This window comes from Cellulosimicrobium cellulans, from assembly GCF_001722485.1.
Classification (GTDB): Bacteria; Actinomycetota; Actinomycetes; order Actinomycetales; family Cellulomonadaceae; genus Cellulosimicrobium; species Cellulosimicrobium cellulans_A.
In genome coordinates, this window is sequence record NZ_LWGL01000046.1 from 1 (window position 1) to 20,725 (window position 20,725).

A 20,725-nucleotide genomic window follows, 5' to 3' on the forward strand; every position below is an offset into this window, starting at 1 on the left:
CCGACATCATCGGCCAGATCAACGACTACCAGCTGACGATCGCCTCGGCGGTCGAGGAGCAGACCGCCACGACGACCGAGATGTCGCGCGGCGTCCAGGAGTCGGCCACCGGCGCCAGCGAGATCGCGGGGAACATCACCGGGATCGCGTCGGGGGCCCAGGAGAACGCCCGGACCGTGGAGCAGATGAGCACCGCCGTCGGCGAGCTCACCCACGTCTCGGAGCAGCTGCGCGCGGAGATCTCCCGCTTCCGCACGTGAGCACGCCAGACCACCGGACCATCACGACCACCACCATCGACGACCCCCTCGGAGCGACCGCTCCGGCCGCGCCCCGCGCTGCCCGCAGGAACGTCCGAACCCCCCCAGAACACGAGAGGCGAGCAGAACAGATGAGCGAGCAGCAGAGCGCACCGCGCCGGCTATGGGCCGACCGACCGGTGCTGGTCAAGATCCTCACGTCCGTGCTGGTGATGGTGGTCGTGGCCGCCGTCATCACCGCGGTCGCGCTCAGCTCGATGCTGCGGCTCCGCACCGACGCTGCGCTGATGTACTCCGGCAACGTCACGCCGCTGCAGCAGCTCACCGAGATCCAGCGCGCCTACCAGGGTGACCGCGCCCGGGTCATCCAGTACGGGATCGCCGACACCGAGACGCGGGCGACGCTGGTCGACGAGCTGGTGGAGCGCAAGGTCGACCTCGACGAGCAGATCGAGGCGTACCGTGCGAACGCGGTGGACCAGGACGACGTCGACGCGCTCGTCGAGGCGCTGGACGCCTACTACGCCGCGGCGGTGGAGACGCTCTTCCCGCTGGCCGACGCCGGTGACGCGGCCGGCTTCGCCACGTACTTCAACGACACGATCCGCCCCCTGACGACCGGCGTGATGGACGCGATGCAGGTCGAGACCGCGGCGCAGGGCGAGCAGGCCTCGGAGCTCGCGGCGCACACCGACGAGCTCGCCGGGCAGTCGATCTTCATCACGATCCTCGTCGCGGCCCTGGGCGCGGTCGCGGCCGCCGTCCTGTCCTACGTCGTGGCGCGCGGCATCGTCCGCCGGATCGGCGGCGTGTCCGCCAGCCTGTCGGCGCTCGGCGACGGCGACCTCACCGTCCCGTCCGGCGTGACCGGGCGCGACGAGATCGGGCGCCTCGCCGTCGACCTCGAGCGCACGCAGGAGAACCTGCGCGGCCTCATCTCCGGCGCGGTCGAGTCCGCGCAGACCGTGGCCGACGCCGCGGGCGCGCTCGGCGGGATGGCCACCCAGTTCTCGGCCAGCTCGGACGAGACGGCCGTGCAGTCCGGCGTCGTCGCGTCGGCGGCGGAGCAGGTGTCGCAGAACGTGCAGACGGTCGCGGCGGGTGCGGAGCAGATGGGTGCCTCGATCCGGGAGATCGCGCAGAACTCGAACGAGGCGGCGAAGGTGGCCAACCTGGCCACGGAGCAGGCCGCGGTGACGAACGACACCGTGCAGAAGCTCGGGGCGTCGTCGCAGGAGATCGGGAACGTGATCAAGGTGATCACCTCGATCGCGGAGCAGACGAACCTGCTGGCGCTGAACGCGACGATCGAGGCGGCGCGTGCCGGTGAGGCGGGCAAGGGCTTCGCGGTCGTGGCCAGCGAGGTCAAGGAGCTGGCGCAGGAGACGGCGAAGGCGACCGAGGACATCGCGCGGCGGGTGGAGGCGATCCAGGGCGACACCGAGGGTGCCGTGGGTGCGATCGCCGAGATCACGCAGATCATCGGGCAGATCAACGACTACCAGCTGACGATCGCCTCGGCGGTCGAGGAGCAGAGCGCGACGACCAACGAGATGTCGCGCGGCGTGCAGGAGTCCGCCACCGGCGCCAGCGAGATCGCGGGGAACATCACCGGGATCGCGGCCGGCGCGCAGGAGAACGCCCGCACGATGGAGCAGATGAGCACCGCCGTCGGCGAGCTCGCCCACGTCTCCGAGCAGCTGCGCGCGCAGGTCTCCCGGTTCCGGCTCTGACGACCAGCACGTGACCAGCACCACTCTCCCCAGCACGACGCGCCCGGTCGTCGTGCACCGCACCGAAGGAGGCCGAGGATGATCCGCGTCCTCGTGGTCGACGACTCCGTCGTCATCCGACGCCTCGTGTCGCAGACCCTCGAGCGCGACCCGGACATCACCGTCGTCGGCACGGCGGCGGACGGCCGGCTCGCCCTGTCGAAGGTCGAGCAGCTCGACCCGGACGTCGTCACGCTCGACATCGAGATGCCGACGATGAACGGCATCGAGACGGTCCGTGCGCTCCGCGCGGCCGGGCGTCGCATGCCCGTCATCATGTTCTCGACGCTGACCGAGCGGGGCGCCGCGGCGACCCTCGACGCCCTCACGGCCGGCGCGACGGACTACGTCACGAAGCCGAGCGGGGCCGGCTCCGTCCAGACCGCCCTCGAGCGCGTCGGGCTCGAGCTCGTCCCGAAGATCAAGGCGCTCGTCCCCCGGGGCGTGTCGCGCACGCCCGGCGCGGTGGCCGCCGCAGCCCCGGCCGGGACGGCGCGCCCCGGGGCCCGGCCGGCCCCCGTGCGGCCGGTCCGCGCGCTGGTCGTCGGCTCGTCCACGGGCGGCCCCGAGGCGCTGCGGCACGTCCTGTCGGGCCTGCGGACGCCGCTGCCCGTGCCGATGCTCCTCGTCCAGCACATGCCGCCCGTGTTCACCCGCCAGCTCGCCGAGCGCCTCGACCGCGAGGGCCCGACCACCGTGGTCGAGTCCGCCGGGGGAGAGGTGCTGCAGCCCGGGCACGCGTACCTCGCGCCCGGGGGCCGCCACCTCGAGGTCGTCCGCGAGGGGGCGAGCCTCGTGACCCGGCTCACCGACGGCCCGCCCGTGAACTTCACGCGCCCGGCCGTGGACGTGCTGTTCCGTTCCGCGGTCAAGGTGCTCGGCGGGGACCTCCTCGCCCTCGTGCTCACCGGCATGGGCTCCGACGGCCGCGACGGCGCCGGGGAGATCGCGCGCGCCGGCGGCCACGTCGTCGCGCAGGACGAGCGGACCTCCGTCGTGTGGGGGATGCCCGGCGCCGTCACGACCGCGGGCCACGCCCACCAGGTCCTTCCTCTCGATCAGGTCGCGCGCGCCGTGGTGTCCGCGACCGAAGGGGCACTCGCATGACCGTCTCCACACAGTCGTTCACGTACGTGAGCGACCTCGTGCGCAAGCACAGCGCGATCCAGCTCACGCCCGGCAAGGAGTACCTCGTCGAGTCCCGCCTCGGGCCCCTCGCGCGCGAGAAGGGGCTGCAGGGCCCCGACGCCGTCGAGAGCTACGTGCAGCGCTTCGTCCGCAACGGCTCGGCCACGGAGGTCGTGCGCGTCGTCGAGGCGATGACGACGAACGAGACCTCGTGGTTCCGGGACACGACGCCGTTCACGGCGCTGCGCCGCGTGATCCTGCCGGCGTGCACGGGCACCAGCCTCAACATCTGGTCCGCCGCGTGCTCCACCGGCCAGGAGCCGTACAGCATCGCGATGGTGCTGCGCGAGGAGGGCGTCTCGGGGTACCGGATCCTCGCGACCGACATCAACGCCCAGGTCGTCGAGCGGGCCCGCACCGGCCGGTACAGCCAGCTCGAGGTCAACCGCGGGCTGCCGGCCCCGATGCTGGTGCGCAACTTCACGCGCGTCGGTGCCGAGTGGGAGGTCGACGCCGCGCTGCGCAGCAGCATCACCTTCCAGCAGCACAACCTGCTCGACCCGCCGCCCGGCGCCGGGCAGTTCGACATCGTCTTCCTGCGCAACGTCCTCATCTACTTCGACATGCCGACCAAGCAGTCGATCCTCGCCCGGCTCCGGCGCCGGGTGCGACCCGGCGGCTTCCTCGTCCTGGGGGCCGCCGAGACCACCGTCGGCGTGGACCCGGCGTGGGACCGGGTCGACGTCACGCAGGGCTCCATCTACCGACTCCGAGGAGGCAGCGCATGAGAGCGCTGATCATCGACGACGCCCGTGTGATGCGCCGCATCGTCGCCACGACACTGCACGATCTCGGCTTCGAGACCGACCAGGCGGCCGACGGCCGCGAGGCGCTCGACAAGCTCGAGGCCGGCGAGCGCTTCGACCTCGCGTGCGTCGACTGGAACATGCCGGTCATGGACGGCCTGGAGTTCGTCCAGGCCGTGCGCGCGAACCGCGAGTGGCGGGACCTCACGCTGATGATGGTCACCACCGAGTCGGAGCAGGGCCAGATCGTGCGCGCCCTCGCGGCAGGCGCGCACGAGTACCTCATCAAGCCGTTCACCCCGGACGCCCTCATGGCGAAGCTCGACATGCTCGGGCTCCTACCGACGAAGGAACATGCATGATCGACACGCACGAGACGCTCGCGGAGAGCGTCCTCCCGATCACCCAGGACCTGTTCACCGCGATGATCGACGGCGAGCCGGGCCTCCTCACGCCCGTGGACGCCGTCGTCGTGCCGATGGCCGAGCCGGTGCACGCCTGGGTCGACATCGTCGGGCCGGCGCACTACCGCGCCCTCGTCGTCACGGGCCGCTCCACCGCGGACCGCCTCGCCCGCGCCCTGCTCCAGATGGGCGACGACGAGGCCGCGTCCCTCGAGGACGTCCAGGACGCGCTCGGGGAGGTGGCGAACGTCGTCGGCGGCAACCTCAAGGGCATGCTGCCCGAGGGCTCGTCGCTGACGCTCCCCGTCGTCGACGTCACCGGCCCCACGGCCACCCGCCCCGCCGACCACGAGCAGCCCCTGCTCTGGCGCGGCGACCCCCTCGTCATCTCCCTGTGGACCCCGAAGAACGGAGAAGAGCTGTGAAGGTCCTCGTCGCCGACGACAGCCGCGTCATGCGCCAGATCGTCGTCCGCACCCTGCGCCAGGCCGGCTTCAGCGCCTGGGACGTCGTCCAGGCCGGCGACGGCGCGGAGGCGCTCGCCATGGCACAGTCGGAGAACCCCGACCTGGTGCTGTCCGACTGGAACATGCCCGAGATGAACGGCATCGACGTCCTGCGCTCCCTGCGCGCCGCCGGCTCGACGGTCCCGTTCGGGTTCGTCACGTCGGAGGGCTCGCCGCAGATGCGCGAGCTCGCCGACAGCGAGGGCGCGCTGTTCCTCATCGCGAAGCCGTTCGACGCCGACACGTTCGAGACGGCCCTGCGGCCGCACTTCCGCTGACCCACCCCCTCATGCCCGGAGGAGCACCCCAGTGATGACCCCCACGCCCCTGCCCCAGCTCAAGGAGCTCCGCGACCTGTACGGGGGCCTCGTCGGCCGTGGCTGCACGGCCGAGCGCGCGAGCGAGCTCATGACGCCCGAGACGAAGCCGGGCGTGATCGCCGCCACCTACGTGAGCAACCGCGCGCAGGTGGAGGCCGTCGTCGCCGTCGACGTGCCGCTCGGCGCGTACCTCGGCGCCGCCATCGGCCTCATGCCGCCGGCCCCGGCCAAGGACGCCGTCGCGGACGGCGCGCTGAGCGACGTCCTGCTCGAGAACGTCGGGGAGGTCCTCAACGTCACGGCCGCGCTGTTCAACGCCGAGGGGGCGCCCCACCTCAAGCTCGACGAGGTGTTCGACTCGACGCGCGGCGGGCTGCCCGGCGCGCCCGTGTCGTTCCTGCGCAGCACCGGCCGCCGCCTCGACGCCACGATCGAGATCGCCGGCTACGGCGGGGGAGCGCTGACCGTCGTCCTGCGCTAGGACCCCCACCACGACGAACGGCTCGCCTCGGGACACGAGGCGAGCCGTTCGTCGTACGGGGGGTCGGAGCGGCAGGAGAGGTCCGCCGGCCGGGGATCAGGCGGGGACGAGCTCCCGGCGCAGGTCGTGGCCCTGGCCCTCGAGGATCGTCTGGACCGCGGCACCCGTGCCGGGGTGCACGAGCACGGGGGCGACGAGGTTGACGCTCACGGCCCCGCCGCGCGCGCTCGCCACGACGAGGACGACGGGGTCCTGCTCGTCCGCGCCGATGCGGTCGAGGTCGGCCGTGGGGATGGCGGGCGCGTAGTCCGGCACCCAGCGGCTCGGGTCGAGCACGAGCATCTCGATGCCCGGCGCGTCGAGCGCGGCGAGCGTGTAGACGCCGTCGTCGGTCTCGGCGAGCAGCTCGAAGCGGCGGGCGTCGAGGCCCGGGGGAGGGGAGACGAAGGTGATCGTGGTCATCAGCGGAGGTAGTCCATGAGGGAGGGCTGCAGGAGGCTGGCGCCGATGCTCAGCGTCGCCTGGTAGGCGACCTGCTTGAGCTGCAGGTCGATGGCGAGCTCGGCGATGTCGGCGTCCTCGAGACCGGAGCGGCGCGACTCGAGGCTCGTCCGCATCCCGAGGTTGGTGTCCGCGGCGCGCTCGAGCTGGTTCTGCCGGGCGCCCACGGTGGTGTGCTGGGTGAGCACGGCGTCGAGGCGCGCGTCGACGGCCGCGAGGTGGCCGCGCGTGCTCGTGTCGGCACGGAGGTCGGCCGCCACGGTGTCGAGCAGCGCGAACACCGACGTGGCGCCCTCGCCGAACACCGCGGCGCCGTCGACGTCCACCCGGACGGTGGTGTCGACGCCGATGCGCCGCTCGACGGGCGCGCCGCCCGTGCCGGTGAACGTGTAGTCGTCGCGGAACGCGACGCCCTCGTCGGACGTGCCCGCGAAGACGGTGCGCCCGAGGTAGGTCGCGTTGGACTGGCGCAGCAGCTCGTCGCGCAGCTCGTCGATCTCGCCGGCGAGGGCCTCGCGGGCCTCGGGCGACGCCGTGTCGGACGCGCCCTGGAGCACGAGGTCGCGCACGCGCTGGACGACGTCCGTCACCGTGGACAGCGTCGTGTCGAGCGTCGCGAGCCAGCCCTCGCCGTTGGCGATGTTGCGCTCGTACTGCTTCTCCGTGGCGATCTGGTTGCGCACGGTGAGCGCGTCCGCGGCGGACGACGGGTCGCTCGAGGCGCGCACGAGCTTGCGCCCCGACGTGCCCTGCTCCTGCAGCTCGGCGATCCGGGCGAGGTTGGACTGCAGGCTCCTCGTGACGTAGGACGCCTGCATCTGGTTGGTGATGCGCACGGTTCTCCCCTTACGAGCCGGTCGGTCAGAGGCCGACGCGGCCGGTGCGGTTGATGAGCTGGTCGAGCATCTCGTCGACGGCGGTCAGCACGCGGGCCGCGCCCTGGTAGGCGTGCTGGTACTGCATGAGGTTCACGGTCTCCTCGTCCAGCGAGACCGCGGACGTGGAGAGCATCTCGTTGAACGCCGCGGTCGACGCCGTCGTCGCGAGCACCGCGTCGTACCCGGCGGCCGCCGAGCGCACGGCGAGCTGCGTGACGTGGGCGGACCACACGGCGTCGGGGCCGTCCTCGGCCACGCCGAGCCCGGCGATCGCGTCGGCGACCGACCCGTCGAGGGTGCCCTGGCCCGGGGCGGCCGTCGCGACGCCGTCGGGCGTCGTGACGGCGACCTGCAGGCCGGCGGCCGGCGGCACGCCGGGCGTGAAGGTGAAGAAGTCGCCGCCCGGGGCGCCCGACGGCGTGAGCGCCGAGGCGTGCAGGGCGTTGACCTGCGTGGCGATGCTCGTGGCGAGCGCGTCGTAGCCGGCCGCGGCCTGGGCGTAGACGCCGCCGGAGCCCGCCGGCGCCATGGCCGACAGGTGCCCCGCCAGCTCGCCGCCCTCGAGCGCGACCGCCGCGCCGGGGCGGTGCGCCCACTCGAGGCGGACCGGGTCGCCCGCGGTCCCGTCGAGGGACGCCGACCCGGCGAGGCCGACCTGGTTGACCCGGTCGCCGTCGACGAGGAAGTTGCCGCCGACCAGCACGTTGACCGTGCCGTCCGGGTTCGTGGTCGTGTGCGCGCCCGCGAGCCGGGCCAGCTCGTTCGTGAGCAGGTTGCGCTGGTCGACGAGCTCGTTGACCGACCCGCCCTGGCCCGACGCGTTGAGGATCTGCACGTTGAGGGCGGCGATCTTGTCCGCGGCGGTGTTGACCTCGGAGACGAGCGCGCCGGCGGTCGTGCGGGCCTGGTCCCAGGCCGTCTCGACGCGGGCCCGGCCGTCGACGAGCCGGCCGACGACCGCGCCGGCCTCCTCGATGACGACCCACGCCTGCGCGTCCTCGCCGGGGGAGTTCGCGACGTCCTGCCACCCGCCCCAGAACGACTGCAGCGCGGCCGCCAGGCCCGCGTCGGAGGGCTCGCCGTGGATGTCCTCGACCGAGGTGTACGCGGCGGCGCGCACGGACGAGTAGCCGTCGCTCGACGCGGTCTGGCGCACGCGCGCCTCGAGGAAGAGGTCGCCGAGGCGCGCGACGCCGTCGACGTTCACGCCCTGGCCGTTGCGCGTCTGCTGCGGGAGGCGGCCGAGGCCGATCTCCCCGAGCGGCGCGACGGCCGACTGCTGGACGCGCTGGCGCGTGTAGCCCTCGGTGTTGACGTTGGACACGTTCTGGCCGGTGACGTCCATGCCCGCCTGTGCGGCGGCGAGCCCCCGGTAGGCGGAGTTGAGGATGGCGAACGAGCTCACGGGGCGACTCCCTACAGGACCGTGTCGAAGAGGTGGGCGACGGCGGACTGCGACGTGGCCGCGCCGGTGGCGTCGTACGTCCGCGCCTCGCCGCCGAGGGTCGCGAGGGTCTCCTGCGTCGACCGGGCGGCGTGGTTGACGAACTGGGTGTTGGCGTCGCGGACCGTCTTGATGCGCACGGTCAGCTCGGTGAGACCGGCGAGGTGCCCCTCGAAGATCTCGCGCCACGGGCCGGTGGCCGGTGCCGCGGCGACGATCTCGCGCAGCGGCACGTCGGGCTCGAGGCCCCACGACGTGGCGACGCTCTCGGACGCGACGGTGCGCACCAGCGTGGCCTCGCGCACCTTCTCCATGACGGTCTCGACCTCGCGGTTCGCGTGGGCGAGCCAGCGCGTGCGCCCGGCGGTGAGCAGCAGCTGCTCCTCCTCGAGCTTGAACAGCAGCATCTCGAGCAGCTCGCGCTCTCGCCACAGCAGGGTCGACAGCTCCTGAGGGCCCAACGTGCCTCTCCCTTCCGTGCGCGACGACGGCGGGCACGGGCCCGCTCGGGGAGCACTGTCGGCACCTCGTCGGCCGATGTGGGGGACGACATCGCGACTGATGCGCGCGCTGCGCGCATGGAGGCAGTCGACGCGGTCGCCGCCGCGTGGTTCGTCAGCGTCCTCCTCGGTGCCGCACCCGGGGGCGCGCCCCAGCTGAAAGGTGCTCCGGCGTGAACCTCACCGAGCGCAACGCTCTCGTCGTGGACAACCTCGCCCTCGTCGGGTTCCTCGTCTCGGACCTGTGCGCGCGCGCCGACCACCTCTCCCGCGAGGACCTCGCGTCGGTGGGGGCCATCGCCCTGACCACCGCGGCGGGCACCTACGACCCGTCCCGCGGGGTCCCGTTCGGGGCCTACGCGCGCCGCCGCATCGTCGGCGCCCTCGCGGACGAGCTGCGCTCCCAGGACTGGGCGCCCCGCTCGGCGCGCAAGCGGATCAAGGAGCTGACGGCCGTGGAGCAGGCGCTCACCGCGTCGCTCGGGCGGGAGCCCACCGACGCGCAGCTCGCCGAGGCGATGGGCGTCGCCGTGTCCGAGGTGCGCTCGATCCGCGACGACGCGGGCAGGTCGATCGTCGCCATGGAGGACGCCACGTACGAGCACGTCGTGCTCGACGCGCCGAACCCCGAGGAGCAGGTGCTCGCGGTCGAGGAGCGCCACGTGGTGCGCGAGGCGGTCGCCGCCCTGCCGTCGCAGCTGCGCTACATCGTCGAGCAGGTCTACTTCGCCGGGCGCAGCGTGGGCGAGCTCGCCGAGGAGCTCGGGATCGGCCACTCCACGGTGTCGCACGCGCGCATCGAGGCCGTCCGCCTGCTGCGCGAGGGCCTCCAGGCGCACTACCCGGACCACGAGACGAGGACGCCCGCCGCGCCGCTGTCGGCCCGGCGGCGCGAATACCTCGCCGAGGTCGGCGAGCGCGTCGCCGGTGGCGCCACGCAGCGCGCGGCCTGGGACGTCCCCGCGGCGTCCTGACGGCCGCTCCCGACGGGGGCGCGAGACCGCGGGCCACCACGGCGTGCGGCGAGCCGACAGTCCCCGGTGACGAGCCGTCGTCGGCTCCGGGTCACCCGGGCCCCGCGGGGCCGAGACGAAGGGACGAGGGAACGTGGGCTTCTCGATCGTGACGAACGTGGCGGCGAACGCGGGCTACCGCCAGCTCTCGGTCACCCACCGCGCGAAGGACGAGTCCGCGGAGCGGCTCGCGTCGGGGCTGCGGATCAACGAGGCCGCGGACGACAGCGCCGGCCTCACGACGGCGGAGGGGCTGCGCGCCCAGGCCAACGGCAGCGCCGTCGCCCAGCGCAACGCGGCCGACGCCGTCGCGATGCTCCAGACCGCCGACGGCGCGCTGGACGGCATCCACGACCTGCTGCACCGCATGCGCGACCTCGCGCTCCAGGCGGCGTCGGACACCAACGGCCCCGACGCCCGCGCGGCCCTCGAGGCGGAGCTCGGCGCCCTCGCCGCGGAGGTGAGCCGCGCGCACAACGAGGCCAGCTTCAACGGCGACCTCCTCCTGCACAGCGAGCCGACGGTGACGTTCCAGGTGGGCTCCGAGGGCGACGCGGCGTCGACGATCGCGGTGCAGCTCCCGCGCGTGACGTGGGCCGTCACGTCGGTGCTCGTCGCGGGCACGGGCGCGCTGAGCGTGAGCCTCACCGGGGACGGCGACCCCGAGGCGGCGCACGAGACCTCGCGTGCGGCGGTCGAGGCCATCGACCAGGCGATCTCGCGCGTGTCCGAGGAGCGCTCGCGCATGGGCGCGACGATCAACCGCATCGAGTACGCGGCGCAGGTCGCGAGCGGGACGACGCAGAACCTGCGGGCCGCCGAGTCGGCGATCCGGGACGCCGACATGGCGAAGGAGGCGCGCGACGACGCGCGGCTGGGCCTCCTCGCGCAGGCCGGCACGGCGATGCTCGCCCAGGCGAACCAGGCGCCGTCCTCGGTCCTGCAGCTCCTCGGCTGACGCAGGCCTGGGTGGGCCCGGGTGAAAACGGGGCCCTCACCGGCGCCGTCGCCCACGGGGACGGCGGCCCTGCCGAGAGTCGTGGGTGACCGGCCCACGGATGGGCTGGGGGATCATCCGACCGCCCGTCTCACGGAGGACTTCTCATGGGCTTCAGCGTCAACACCAACGTCTCGGCACTCAACACGTACCGGAACCTCACCACGACCCAGGCGAGCCAGAGCAAGTCGCTCGAGAAGCTGTCCTCGGGTCTGCGGATCAACCGTGCGGCGGACGACGCCGCGGGCCTGTCGATCGCCGAGGGCCTGCGTGCGCAGGTCAACGGCTACGCGGTCGCGGCGCGCAACGCGCAGGACGGCATCTCGGTCGTGCAGACCGCTGAGGGTGCGCTCGGCGAGGCGCAGTCGATCCTGCAGCGCATGCGCGACCTGTCGGTGCAGGCGGCCAACGACACGAACAACGCCGACGCGCGCACGGCGATCAAGTCGGAGCTGGACGAGCTCGCGAACGAGCTGGGCCGCATCGTCGACTCGACGAACTTCAACGGCACCAACCTGCTCGACGACACGGCGACCGACCTCAGCGTCCAGGTCGGCGCGGAGGGCGTGGCCGGCGGTGGCAACACCATCACCATCGACCTCACGACCAACAACCTGCAGGCGATCCTCGGCGCCGGCATCCACACCGCGGGCACCCCCGGGGCCACGGTGACGGTCGACACGGCGGCGAACGCCCAGACGGCGATCGAGACCATCGACACCGCCCTCACGGCGGTCTCGACGGCTCGCTCGGGCCTCGGTGCCACGCAGAACCGTCTCGAGTACGCGATCTCCAACATCAACGTCGCCGCCGAGAACCTGACCTCGGCGGAGTCGCGCATCCGCGACGTCGACATGGCCAAGGAGATGATGAACTACTCGCGCACGAACATCCTCGCGCAGGCCGGCACGGCGATGCTCGCCCAGGCCAACCAGTCCACGGCGGGGGTCCTGCAGCTCCTCGGCTGACCCGCCCCGTCCCTGCGGACGAGGGACGGCAGGACACTTGCGGACGGCGTCGCACCGGTACGGTGCGGCGCCGTCCGTCGTGCTGCGGCCCCTCGACCGGGGGACCAGCGGGTGAAGTCCGCGACCGGTGGAACTCGTGCCCCACCGGTCGGGCGCTCCTGCCGAGAGTCGTGGGTGACCGGCCCACGGATGGGCTGGGGGATCATCCGACCGCCCGTCTCACGGAGGACGTCTCATGGGCTTCAGCGTCAACACCAACGTCTCGGCACTCAACACGTACCGGAACCTCACCACCACCCAGGCGAGCCAGAGCAAGTCGCTCGAGAAGCTGTCCTCGGGTCTGCGGATCAACCGTGCGGCGGACGACGCCGCGGGTCTGTCGATCGCCGAGGGGCTCAAGGCCCAGGTGAACGGCTACGCGGTCGCGGCGCGCAACGCGCAGGACGGCATCTCGGTCGTGCAGACCGCTGAGGGTGCGCTCGGCGAGGCGCAGTCGATCCTGCAGCGCATGCGTGACCTGTCGGTGCAGGCGGCCAACGACACGAACAACGCCGACGCGCGCACGGCGATCAAGTCGGAGCTGGACGAGCTCGCGAACGAGCTCGACCGCATCGTCGACTCGACCAACTTCAACGGCACGAACCTGCTCACCGCGGCCGCCGTCGACCTCACCGTCCAGGTGGGCGCCGAGGGTGCGGGCGACGGCAACACCATCACGATCGACCTGACGACGAACGACCTGCAGACGGTCATCGAGGCCGGCATCTACGACGCCGGCGCCGGCGGCAGCTCGCTCGCCGTCGACACGGCCGCGGGCGCCCAGGCGTCCATCGAGGCCATCGACACCGCCCTCACGGCGGTCTCGACGGCTCGCTCGGGCCTCGGTGCGACGCAGAACCGTCTCGAGTACGCGATCTCCAACATCAACGTCGCCGCCGAGAACCTGACCTCGGCGGAGTCGCGCATCCGCGACGTCGACATGGCCAAGGAGATGATGAACTACTCGCGCACGAACATCCTCGCGCAGGCCGGCACGGCGATGCTCGCCCAGGCCAACCAGTCCACGGCGGGGGTCCTGCAGCTCCTCGGCTGATCCTGGCCACCGCTCGCCCGACCCCGGTCGGGCCGGGCCCCGAACGGCGTCGCACCGCTCCGGTGCGGCGCCGTTCGTCGTGGGGGGTCTCGGCGTCCCGTGGCACGCGCCCAAACTCGTCGGCCACGAGCGCGCGCCCGGTGCCGACAGTGCTCGGTGACCGGCCCACGGATGGGCTGGGGGATCATCCGACCGCCCGTCTCACGGAGGACTTCTCATGGGCTTCAGCGTCAACACCAACGTCTCGGCACTCAACACGTACCGGAACCTCACCACGACCCAGGCGAGCCAGAGCAAGTCGCTCGAGAAGCTGTCCTCGGGTCTGCGGATCAACCGTGCGGCGGACGACGCCGCGGGCCTGTCGATCGCCGAGGGCCTGCGTGCGCAGGTCAACGGCTACGCGGTCGCGGCGCGCAACGCGCAGGACGGCATCTCGGTCGTGCAGACCGCTGAGGGTGCGCTCGGCGAGGCGCAGTCGATCCTGCAGCGCATGCGCGACCTGTCGGTGCAGGCGGCCAACGACACGAACAACGCCGACGCGCGCACGGCGATCAAGTCGGAGATCGACGAGCTGAAGGGCGAGCTCGACCGCATCGTCGACTCGACCAACTTCAACGGCACCAACCTGCTGGACGCGGCCGCGACGGACCTCAGCGTCCAGGTCGGCGCCGAGGGCACCGGTGACGGCAACACCATCACCATCGACCTCACCACGAACGACCTCGAGACGATCCTCACGCCGCTGACGCTGACGGTCGACACCGCCGCCAACGCGCAGGCGGCGATCGAGCTCGTCGACACCGCCCTGACGGCCGTCTCCACGGCGCGCTCGGACCTCGGTGCGACGCAGAACCGTCTCGAGTACGCGATCTCCAACATCAACGTCGCCGCCGAGAACCTGACCTCGGCGGAGTCGCGCATCCGCGACGTCGACATGGCCAAGGAGATGATGAACTACTCGCGCACGAACATCCTCGCGCAGGCCGGCACGGCGATGCTCGCCCAGGCCAACCAGTCGACCGCGGGCGTGCTCCAGCTCCTCGGCTGACCCTGACCACCCGGCGGGCGGCCCGGACCGACCTCCGCGCCGCCCGTCGGGTGCAGGCCCCGTCCCACCCGTCACCGCTACCACCCCGTACACCCCGCGCACCTGGAGGCGACCCGCGTGAGCATCTCCTTCTCCGGCCTGTCGAGCAACCTCGACACCGCCGCCATCGTGGACCAGCTCATCCAGGTCGAGTCGATCCCGCAGCTGCAGCTCCAGGCCAAGGTCAAGACGCAGCGCAACGAGATCACCGCCCTGCAGGACCTCAACGCGCGCATCGCCGCCCTCGCCAAGACGGCGGAGGAGCTCGCGAAGAGCGACGCGCTCGCGAAGTTCACGGGCACCAGCTCCTCGGACTCGGTCACCGTCACCGCCGGCGCGGGCGCGAGCGCGGGCAGCCTGGACGTCGTCGTCGACACGGTCGCCGCCGCGCAGAAGTCCGTCACGGCCGCGATGTCCGCGGCGTCGGGCACGCGCTTCACGCTCACGGACGCCGACGGGAACCACACCGAGATCACGGCGGACTCGACCTCGCTCGACGACGTCGTCGCCGCGATCAACGCCGCCGACGGGGGAGTGCGCGCCGTCAAGGTCGCCGCCGGGACCGACCCCGGCACGGGCGCGAGCCTCTACCGCCTGCAGCTGACCGCGACCGCGACCGGCGAGGCGAGCGCGTTCTCCTTCCACGCCGGCACCGCCGCGGAGGTGGACGCCGGCACCGCGACCGACCTGCTGGCCGCCCCGGGCGCCGCGACGGTCACGGCCGCCGCCGACTCCTCCGTCCGCCTCTGGGCGGGCACCGACGCGGAGCAGACCGTCACGTCGAGCTCGGCGACCTTCACCGACCTGCTGCCGGGCGTGGACGTCACCGTCTCGAAGGCGTCCGCCGACCCGGTCACCCTCACCGTCGGCGAGGACGCCGACGCCCGCGCCGCCACCGTGCAGGGACTCGTCGACGCGGTGTCCGCGATCCTGTCGCGCATCGCCGCGCAGACGAAGGTCACCATCGGCTCCGACGGCGGCACGTCGGGCGCCACGCTCGCCGGCGAGTCGGTCGTGCGCTCCGCGCGCCAGACCCTGCTCGACGCCATCACCTACCCTGTCGACGACACCTCCCTGTCGACCATCGGTATCGAGATCACCCGCTACGGCGAGGTCACGTTCGACGCCGAGAAGCTCAAGACCGCCCTCGCCGAGGACCCGGACGCCGCGACGTCGCTCTTCTCGCAGGTGGCCACGCGCGTGCAGGAGGCGGCCGAGACGCTGTCCGACAAGTACGACGGGCAGCTCACGACGTCCATCCAGAACCGCGAGACGGACGCGCGGCGCATCGACGACCAGATCGCCGGGTGGGACCAGCGCCTCGCCCAGCGCCGCGCGCGCCTCACCTCGCAGTTCGTGGCGATGGAGGTGCAGCTCGCGAAGCTGGACTCGCAGCAGCAGTGGCTGACGGGGCAGCTCGCGGCGCTGACCCCGCAGCAGCGCACCAACTGAGCCGCCCGTCCCTCCGAGGAGCACCCGTGACCCACCTCGCCCACAGCGCCTACGGGCGTGACGCCGTCCTCACCGCGTCCCCCGCGCGCCTGCTCACCATGCTGTACGACCGGCTCGTCCTCGACCTGCGCCGGGCCGAGACGGCGCAAGGGGAGGAGCGGTGGTCCGCCGCGTCCGAGCAGCTCCTGCACGCGCAGGCGATCGTCGCCGAGCTCATGGGCTCCCTCGACACCACCGTGTGGGACGGCGCAGAGGACCTCATGGCGCTCTACCTCTACATGCACGAGGCGCTCGTCGCGGCGAACGTCCACCGCGACATCGCCCGCACGCACGAGGTCCTCGAGCTCGTCGTGCCGCTCCAGGAGACGTGGCGCCAGGCCGCGGAGCAGCTCCCCGCGGGGCACGGGCGCGCGGCGCTCGGCCCGGGCTCGGTGTCCGGTGTCGCCTGAGACCGCGGTCGAGGCCGAGGCGCAGGCCGGAGCGCAGGACGAGGTGCGGGCCGCCGCCACGGCGGCGTGGGCCGGCGTGCTCGACGACCTCGAGGCGATGGCCGCCGGCTCCGGCGGCGACGCGGACGACGACGCGGTCGCCCGGCTCCTCGCATGGACCCCGCCCGAAGGCCTCGGGCCGCTCCCGCCGTCGCTCGTGGAGCGCGCGCTCGACGTCGTCGCGCGCCTCGGCGGGGCCGTGGGGAGCCTGCACGCCGCCATGGCGAGCAACCGCCGGCACGCACGCGCGCTGCAGTCCGTGCCGACGGTCCAGGACCCCGCCGCGGCCGCCTACCTCGACGTCCGCGCCTGACGCGTCCCGCGGACGTACGGCTCACCGCCGAGGGCCGTGCATAGGGCGTGATGTGTTCGACTCCGTCACCTCCCTCGCGCTCCAGAGCGCGCTCGACGGGCTGTCCGCCCGCCAGCGCGCGATCGCGGAGAACGTCGCCAACATCAACACCCCGGGCTACACGGCCCGGCGCGTGCAGTTCGAGGCCGCCCTCGCGGCCTCGGTGCGCGACGGGGACGGCCGCGCGGCCTTCACCGTGGAGCGCTCGCTTGAGCCCACGCAGCTCAACGGCTCGAACGTCAACCTCGACACCGAGACCCTCTCGAACATCGACACCGTGCTCCGCTACCAGTTCGCGTCCCAGGCCGTCGGCGGCGAGGCGAACTCCCTGCGCGTGGCGATGAGGACGCACTGACATGACCTTCGACGCGCTCGGCATCGCCGGCACGGGCCTGACGCTGCACCGCAAGTGGCTCGACGCCGTCTCGGACAACCTCGCGAACGTCAACACGGTGCGCGCCACCGACGACGTCGCCTTCCAGGCGCGGTACGTGCTCGCCGTCGAGGGCGGGGACGACAACCCCGGCGCGTACGTCGCGGGTGCGGCGTGGGGCGACGAGGAGGGGCGGCTCACGTACGAGCCGAACCACCCGCTCGCCGACGCGGACGGGTACGTGCGCTACCCCGACATCGACCTGTCCGAGCAGATGGGCCACCTGATCATGGCCCAGCGCGGGTACCAGGCGAGCGCCGCGGTGGTCGACCGCGCGAAGACGGCCTACGAAGCAGCCCTGCAGATCGGGAAGTGAGCACCGTGCCCCTCTCCTCCGTGGAGCCCACGTCCGCCACCGGCTACCTCGCGGGCGTCACCCTGCCCGACCTCGCCGGTCCGGACCGCGCCGACCAGGCCGGCGCCGCCGGCGCGACCGCGTTCGCCGAGGTGCTCGGCGGCGCCGTCGACAGCACCCAGCAGCTGCAGGCGGCCTCCAACGAGCTCGCCGTCGCGGCCGTGACCGGGGACCTCGAGGACGTCCACCGGGCGACCATCGCCTCCACCCGCGCCCAGACGACCCTGGAGCTCGTCGCGGCCGTGCGCAACAAGGCCGTCGACGCGTTCAACGAGATCATGAGGATGCAGGCCTGACGATGCCCGAGAAGATCAAGTCGTCGTTCGGGCGCGCGTTCGGCGCGGTCCGGGACTTCACCATCGCGCAGCGCACGCTCGCCGTGCTGGCCCTCGCGATCCTCGTCGTCGGGGTCGTCGCCCTCGTCTCGTGGGCGTCGCGGCCGACCCTCACGCCGCTGTTCTCCGGGCTCTCGAGCGCGGACGCGTCGGCCGTCGTCGAGCAGCTGCGCTCGCAGGGCGTGCCGTACGAGCTCACCGACGGCGGGTCGACGGTCCTCGTGCCCGAGGAGCAGGTGTACGAGCAGCGCCTGACGGCCGCCTCCGCGGGGCTGCCCGCCGACGAGCCGACGGGCGGCTACTCGCTCCTGGACGAGATGGGCGTGACGTCGAGCGAGTTCCAGCAGGACGTGACGTACAAGCGCGCGCTCGAGGGCGAGCTCGCGCGCACGATCTCCGCGATGGACGCGGTGGAGACGGCGTCCGTCCAGCTCGCGATCCCCGAGGAGACGGTGTTCGCCGAGCAGAGGGCGACGCCGACCGCCTCCGTGTTCCTCGCGCCCTCGCGCGGTGCGACGCTCACGCCCGACCAGGTCGATGCCGTCGTGCACCTCGTCTCCGCGTCGATCGACGGCATGGCCCCGACCGACGTGGCGGTCGTCGGCGCCGACGGCGAGGTGCTCTCGGAGGTGGGCGTCGGCACGCGCTCCACCGGGCAGCAGGCGAGCGAGTACGAGCAGAAGGTCGCGCAGCAGGTCCAGGCGATGCTCGACCAGGTCGTCGGCGTGGGGAACTCGACCGTCGCGGTGACCGCCGAGATGGACCTCGCGAGCTCCGAGCGGCTCGAGGAGACCTTCGGCACGCCCGAGGACGCCCCGGTGCTCAACGAGGCGACCACGACGGAGGAGTACACCGGGGGCGGCGCGGCCGCGGCGGGCGTGCTCGGCCCCGACAACATCGCCGTCCCGGGCGGCGGCGACGGCGACGCCACGTACACGTCCGAGGACACGACGCGCAACAACGCCATCGACAAGGTCACCGAGACGACGACGACCCCGGCCGGCGTGCTCAACCGCCAGACGGTCTCCGTCGCGCTCGACGCCGAGGCCGCGGGCGCGATGAACATCAACGCGATCAACGGCCTCGTGGCCGCGGCGGCGGGGATCGACCCCGAGCGCGGGGACGCCGTCGAGGTCCAGGTGCTGCCGTTCGACGACACGGCCGCGGAGGAGGCGCAGGCCGCGCTCGCCGCCGCCGAGGAGGCCGCGGCGGCCGAGCGCCAGGCGCAGCTGCTGCGGACCGTCGCGATCGTGGGAGGCGTGCTCGTCGCCGCCCTGCTCGTCCTCGCCCTGTGGCGCCGCTCGCGTCGGCGTCGCGAGCGCCGCGAGACGGTGGACATCGGCAACCTCGAGCTCCTCGGCGCGGCGGACGACGAGTTCGCCGCGCTGCCCGCCGGGGCCGGCGACGTCGAGCTCGAGCCCGCGCCCGAGCGCCCGCAGATCCAGCCGCCGACGCCGCGGTTCTCGAGCGTCGACCAGCGCCGCGCCGAGGTGGACGCGCTCGCCGCGGCCGACCCGGACAAGACGGCGGAGTACCTGCGGGTGCTCCTCGCCGAGGACCGGGCGGGGGTGTCCTGATGAGCGTGGCCACGGCGGAGCCGACGACCGCGCCGGCGTCCGACGCCGGCGCCTCGACGGCGCCGGTCGCGGCGACCCCCGCCTCGGTGGAGGCGGCGCGGAAGGTCGCCGCGATGAGCGGCGTGCAGAAGGTCGCGCTGGTCCTCATGCAGATGACCCAGGAGCGTGCCGCGACGATCATGTCGCTGTTCTCCGAGGAGGAGGCCGGCGAGGTCGCCGCCGAGATCATGCGCACGCAGGTCGTCGACGCCGACCTCGCGGTCGCGGCGCTCGACGAGTTCTACGACATGGCGCTGTCCGGCAACCCGCGCCCGCGCGGCGGCAAGGACTTCGCGGTCGGGCTGCTCGAGGCGTCCCTGGGCGCCGACCGGGCGGCGGACGTCGTCGACCGGCTCGTGTCGAGCATGCAGGGCAAGGCGTTCGAGTACCTCGACGGGACCGACCCCGGGCAGATCGTGTCGCTGCTCGACGGCGAGCACCCGCAGACCGTCGCGCTCGTGCTCGCGCACCTCGGCTCGGGCGCCGCGTCGTCGGTGCTGGCCAACCTCGCCGACGAGTACCGCACGGACGTCGCGCAGGCCCTCGCGACGATGGGCACCGCGTCGCCGGAGGCGGTCAAGCTCGTCTCCGAGCAGTTCCGCACGCGCATGGGCGCGAGCATCACCCCGCGCCAGCCGGTCGAGATCATCGGCGGGGTCCAGCCGCTGGTCGACATCATCAACCGCTCCGACGCCGCGACCGAGAAGGCCGTCCTGGAGGGGCTCGAGGCGCGCGACCCGCAGCTCGCCGAGGAGGTCCGCTCGCGGATGCTCACGTTCGAGGACATCGCGTCGTTCGAGGCGCGCGACGTCCAGGTCATCCTGCGCGGCGTGGAGATGTCCGTCCTCGCGCTCGCGATGAAGGGCACCTCGAACCGCGTCGTCGAGACGATCACGAAGAACATCTCCGAGCGCAACCGTGCCCTCCTCGACGACGAGGTCAAGGGTCTCGGCGGCGTGCGCATGAGCCAGGTCGAGGAGGCGCGGGCCGAGATCGTCCGCATCGTCCGCGACCTCGAGGCCGACGAGAAGATCACGATCCACCGCACGGACGGAGACGAGCTTGTCTACTGACACCCAGTTCGTGCCGCAGGCCGTCCCGGTCCTGCGCAGCGCCCGCCTGCAGGAGATGGAGACGTCGGCCTCCGCGCGTGGCTACGCCGCCGGGTACGCGGCAGGTGCGCGCGCGGCGCAGGAGGAGTCGCTGCGCCTGCGCGCGCAGCTCGAGGAGGACCACGCCCGGCGCACCGCCGAGCAGGCGGCGCGCACGGAGCGCGCGCTCGCCGTCCTGCGCGAGGCCGCCAAGGCCCTCGGCGAGCGGACCGTGCCCGTGGTCGCCGAGGCGCAGGACGCCACGGTCCGCGGAGCGCTCGACCTCGCCGAGTCGATCGTCGGCTTCCAGCTCGCGGACCGCTCGCGGCGGCCGGCCTGCTCAACCCGATGATCGCCGGCGCCGCGATGGCGGCGAGCTCGGTGATCGTCGTCGGGAACTCGCTGCGCCTGCGCGCGGCCGGCTGACGCGCCAGCCGCGCGACCA

25 protein-coding genes and 1 pseudogene are annotated in these 20,725 nt (G+C 73.0%); 22 read left to right on the forward strand and 4 right to left on the reverse strand.

Annotation, left to right across the window (positions count from 1 at the left end):
- The 8 genes and pseudogenes from JZ5iCDA_RS07490 to JZ5iCDA_RS07525 all read left to right on the forward strand — a co-directional run.
- Window positions 1–260, forward strand: a pseudogene (locus tag JZ5iCDA_RS07490) (methyl-accepting chemotaxis protein); the annotation flags it as partial.
- Window positions 261–391: 131 nt separating this feature from the next.
- Entirely contained in the window at window positions 392–1,993 is a 1,602-nt protein-coding gene (locus tag JZ5iCDA_RS07495) for a methyl-accepting chemotaxis protein (RefSeq protein WP_069386606.1), read from the forward strand.
- A gap of 78 nt (window positions 1,994–2,071) precedes the next feature.
- Complete coding sequence (locus JZ5iCDA_RS07500) at window positions 2,072–3,139, forward strand: protein-glutamate methylesterase/protein-glutamine glutaminase (protein ID WP_069386607.1); 1,068 nt, start codon at window positions 2,072–2,074, stop codon at window positions 3,137–3,139.
- Window positions 3,136–3,948, forward strand: coding sequence for a CheR family methyltransferase (locus JZ5iCDA_RS07505; RefSeq protein WP_069386608.1), 813 nt, complete (start codon window positions 3,136–3,138; stop codon window positions 3,946–3,948). The genes JZ5iCDA_RS07500 and JZ5iCDA_RS07505 overlap by 4 nt, the downstream gene beginning before the upstream one ends.
- The gene (locus tag JZ5iCDA_RS07510; RefSeq protein ID WP_069386609.1) at window positions 3,945–4,328 is read left to right on the forward strand and encodes a response regulator; all 384 of its coding nucleotides are present in this window, start codon (window positions 3,945–3,947) and stop codon (window positions 4,326–4,328) included. Before JZ5iCDA_RS07505 ends, JZ5iCDA_RS07510 begins: the two co-directional genes overlap by 4 nt.
- Window positions 4,325–4,795, forward strand: a complete 471-nt coding sequence (locus JZ5iCDA_RS07515) for a chemotaxis protein CheX (protein WP_069386610.1) — start codon at window positions 4,325–4,327, stop codon at window positions 4,793–4,795. Before JZ5iCDA_RS07510 ends, JZ5iCDA_RS07515 begins: the two co-directional genes overlap by 4 nt.
- Window positions 4,792–5,154, forward strand: a complete 363-nt coding sequence (locus tag JZ5iCDA_RS07520; protein WP_069386611.1) for a response regulator — start codon at window positions 4,792–4,794, stop codon at window positions 5,152–5,154. The genes JZ5iCDA_RS07515 and JZ5iCDA_RS07520 overlap by 4 nt, the downstream gene beginning before the upstream one ends.
- Before the next feature lie 34 nt (window positions 5,155–5,188).
- Window positions 5,189–5,677 carry a hypothetical protein gene (locus JZ5iCDA_RS07525; protein WP_069386612.1) on the forward strand — a complete coding sequence of 163 codons (489 nt, stop codon included), beginning with the start codon at window positions 5,189–5,191 and terminating at the stop codon, window positions 5,675–5,677.
- Between the two features lie 96 nt (window positions 5,678–5,773).
- Here JZ5iCDA_RS07525 and fliW read toward each other — a convergent pair whose 3' ends face one another.
- The 4 genes from fliW to JZ5iCDA_RS07545 are packed head-to-tail and all read right to left on the reverse strand — an operon-like array spanning window position 5,774 to window position 8,961.
- On the reverse strand, window positions 5,774–6,139 hold the full coding sequence (gene fliW, locus JZ5iCDA_RS07530; protein WP_069386613.1) for a flagellar assembly protein FliW: 366 nt from the start codon (window positions 6,137–6,139) through the stop codon (window positions 5,774–5,776).
- Window positions 6,139–7,014, reverse strand: a complete 876-nt coding sequence (gene flgL, locus JZ5iCDA_RS07535) for a flagellar hook-associated protein FlgL (protein WP_253182002.1) — start codon at window positions 7,012–7,014, stop codon at window positions 6,139–6,141. The genes fliW and flgL overlap by 1 nt, the downstream gene beginning before the upstream one ends.
- Before the next feature lie 25 nt (window positions 7,015–7,039).
- Window positions 7,040–8,461, reverse strand: a complete 1,422-nt coding sequence (gene flgK / locus JZ5iCDA_RS07540) for a flagellar hook-associated protein FlgK (RefSeq protein ID WP_069386614.1) — start codon at window positions 8,459–8,461, stop codon at window positions 7,040–7,042.
- 11 nt (window positions 8,462–8,472) lie between these two features.
- A complete protein-coding gene (locus tag JZ5iCDA_RS07545) occupies window positions 8,473–8,961 on the reverse strand; it encodes a flagellar protein FlgN (protein ID WP_083259768.1) in 489 nt (162 codons plus the stop codon).
- Between the two features lie 212 nt (window positions 8,962–9,173).
- On the opposite strand from JZ5iCDA_RS07545, the gene JZ5iCDA_RS07550 reads away from it, so the two are divergent.
- The 14 genes from JZ5iCDA_RS07550 to JZ5iCDA_RS07615 all read left to right on the forward strand — a co-directional run bounded on the left by JZ5iCDA_RS07550 (window position 9,174) and on the right by JZ5iCDA_RS07615 (window position 20,632).
- Window positions 9,174–9,974 (forward strand): sigma-70 family RNA polymerase sigma factor, encoded by an 801-nt coding sequence (locus tag JZ5iCDA_RS07550; protein WP_069386615.1) that lies wholly within the window; start codon window positions 9,174–9,176, stop codon window positions 9,972–9,974.
- 133 nt (window positions 9,975–10,107) lie between these two features.
- Window positions 10,108–10,971 (forward strand): flagellin, encoded by an 864-nt coding sequence (locus JZ5iCDA_RS07555; RefSeq protein WP_069386616.1) that lies wholly within the window; start codon window positions 10,108–10,110, stop codon window positions 10,969–10,971.
- A gap of 146 nt (window positions 10,972–11,117) precedes the next feature.
- Complete coding sequence (locus JZ5iCDA_RS07560) at window positions 11,118–11,978, forward strand: flagellin (protein WP_069386617.1); 861 nt, start codon at window positions 11,118–11,120, stop codon at window positions 11,976–11,978.
- Window positions 11,979–12,213: 235 nt separating this feature from the next.
- Window positions 12,214–13,071, forward strand: coding sequence for a flagellin (locus JZ5iCDA_RS07565; protein ID WP_069386618.1), 858 nt, complete (start codon window positions 12,214–12,216; stop codon window positions 13,069–13,071).
- Window positions 13,072–13,288: 217 nt separating this feature from the next.
- Window positions 13,289–14,119, forward strand: coding sequence for a flagellin (locus tag JZ5iCDA_RS07570; RefSeq protein WP_069386619.1), 831 nt, complete (start codon window positions 13,289–13,291; stop codon window positions 14,117–14,119).
- Between the two features lie 117 nt (window positions 14,120–14,236).
- Window positions 14,237–15,610, forward strand: a complete 1,374-nt coding sequence (gene fliD, locus JZ5iCDA_RS07575) for a flagellar filament capping protein FliD (RefSeq protein ID WP_069386620.1) — start codon at window positions 14,237–14,239, stop codon at window positions 15,608–15,610.
- 26 nt (window positions 15,611–15,636) lie between these two features.
- On the forward strand, window positions 15,637–16,059 hold the full coding sequence (gene fliS, locus JZ5iCDA_RS07580; RefSeq protein ID WP_069386621.1) for a flagellar export chaperone FliS: 423 nt from the start codon (window positions 15,637–15,639) through the stop codon (window positions 16,057–16,059).
- On the forward strand, window positions 16,049–16,411 hold the full coding sequence (locus tag JZ5iCDA_RS07585) for a hypothetical protein (protein ID WP_069386622.1): 363 nt from the start codon (window positions 16,049–16,051) through the stop codon (window positions 16,409–16,411). Before fliS ends, JZ5iCDA_RS07585 begins: the two co-directional genes overlap by 11 nt.
- A 52-nt stretch (window positions 16,412–16,463) precedes the next feature.
- Entirely contained in the window at window positions 16,464–16,805 is a 342-nt protein-coding gene (locus JZ5iCDA_RS07590) for a flagellar basal body rod protein FlgB (RefSeq protein ID WP_069386623.1), read from the forward strand.
- A gap of 1 nt (window position 16,806) precedes the next feature.
- Window positions 16,807–17,199, forward strand: a complete 393-nt coding sequence (locus JZ5iCDA_RS07595; protein ID WP_069386624.1) for a flagellar basal body rod protein FlgC — start codon at window positions 16,807–16,809, stop codon at window positions 17,197–17,199.
- A gap of 5 nt (window positions 17,200–17,204) precedes the next feature.
- Window positions 17,205–17,534 carry a flagellar hook-basal body complex protein FliE gene (fliE, locus tag JZ5iCDA_RS07600; RefSeq protein WP_083259771.1) on the forward strand — a complete coding sequence of 110 codons (330 nt, stop codon included), beginning with the start codon at window positions 17,205–17,207 and terminating at the stop codon, window positions 17,532–17,534.
- 2 nt (window positions 17,535–17,536) lie between these two features.
- The gene (gene fliF, locus JZ5iCDA_RS07605) at window positions 17,537–19,150 is read left to right on the forward strand and encodes a flagellar basal-body MS-ring/collar protein FliF (protein WP_069386625.1); all 1,614 of its coding nucleotides are present in this window, start codon (window positions 17,537–17,539) and stop codon (window positions 19,148–19,150) included.
- A complete protein-coding gene (fliG, locus tag JZ5iCDA_RS07610; RefSeq protein WP_083259769.1) occupies window positions 19,150–20,262 on the forward strand; it encodes a flagellar motor switch protein FliG in 1,113 nt (370 codons plus the stop codon). Before fliF ends, fliG begins: the two co-directional genes overlap by 1 nt.
- The gene (locus JZ5iCDA_RS07615) at window positions 20,252–20,632 is read left to right on the forward strand and encodes a hypothetical protein (RefSeq protein ID WP_139123013.1); all 381 of its coding nucleotides are present in this window, start codon (window positions 20,252–20,254) and stop codon (window positions 20,630–20,632) included. Before fliG ends, JZ5iCDA_RS07615 begins: the two co-directional genes overlap by 11 nt.
- Window positions 20,633–20,725: the final 93 nt, after the last annotated feature.

What these genes read in the sequence shown, in the direction of transcription:
- JZ5iCDA_RS07515 (WP_069386610.1), top strand. Translation starts at nt 4,325, where the DNA reads ATGATCGACACGCACGAGACGCTCGCGGAGAGCGTCCTCCCGATCACC.
- fliG (WP_083259769.1), top strand. Translation starts at nt 19,150, where the DNA reads ATGAGCGTGGCCACGGCGGAGCCGACGACCGCGCCGGCGTCCGACGCC.
- JZ5iCDA_RS07510 (WP_069386609.1), top strand. Translation starts at nt 3,945, where the DNA reads ATGAGAGCGCTGATCATCGACGACGCCCGTGTGATGCGCCGCATCGTC.
- JZ5iCDA_RS07500 (WP_069386607.1), top strand. Translation starts at nt 2,072, where the DNA reads ATGATCCGCGTCCTCGTGGTCGACGACTCCGTCGTCATCCGACGCCTC.
- JZ5iCDA_RS07560 (WP_069386617.1), top strand. Translation starts at nt 11,118, where the DNA reads ATGGGCTTCAGCGTCAACACCAACGTCTCGGCACTCAACACGTACCGG.
- JZ5iCDA_RS07595 (WP_069386624.1), top strand. Translation starts at nt 16,807, where the DNA reads ATGACCTTCGACGCGCTCGGCATCGCCGGCACGGGCCTGACGCTGCAC.
- JZ5iCDA_RS07525 (WP_069386612.1), top strand. Translation starts at nt 5,189, where the DNA reads ATGACCCCCACGCCCCTGCCCCAGCTCAAGGAGCTCCGCGACCTGTAC.
- fliF (WP_069386625.1), top strand. Translation starts at nt 17,537, where the DNA reads ATGCCCGAGAAGATCAAGTCGTCGTTCGGGCGCGCGTTCGGCGCGGTC.
- JZ5iCDA_RS07565 (WP_069386618.1), top strand. Translation starts at nt 12,214, where the DNA reads ATGGGCTTCAGCGTCAACACCAACGTCTCGGCACTCAACACGTACCGG.
- JZ5iCDA_RS07495 (WP_069386606.1), top strand. Translation starts at nt 392, where the DNA reads ATGAGCGAGCAGCAGAGCGCACCGCGCCGGCTATGGGCCGACCGACCG.
- fliW (WP_069386613.1), bottom strand. Translation starts at nt 6,139, where the DNA reads ATGACCACGATCACCTTCGTCTCCCCTCCCCCGGGCCTCGACGCCCGC.
- JZ5iCDA_RS07570 (WP_069386619.1), top strand. Translation starts at nt 13,289, where the DNA reads ATGGGCTTCAGCGTCAACACCAACGTCTCGGCACTCAACACGTACCGG.
- JZ5iCDA_RS07505 (WP_069386608.1), top strand. Translation starts at nt 3,136, where the DNA reads ATGACCGTCTCCACACAGTCGTTCACGTACGTGAGCGACCTCGTGCGC.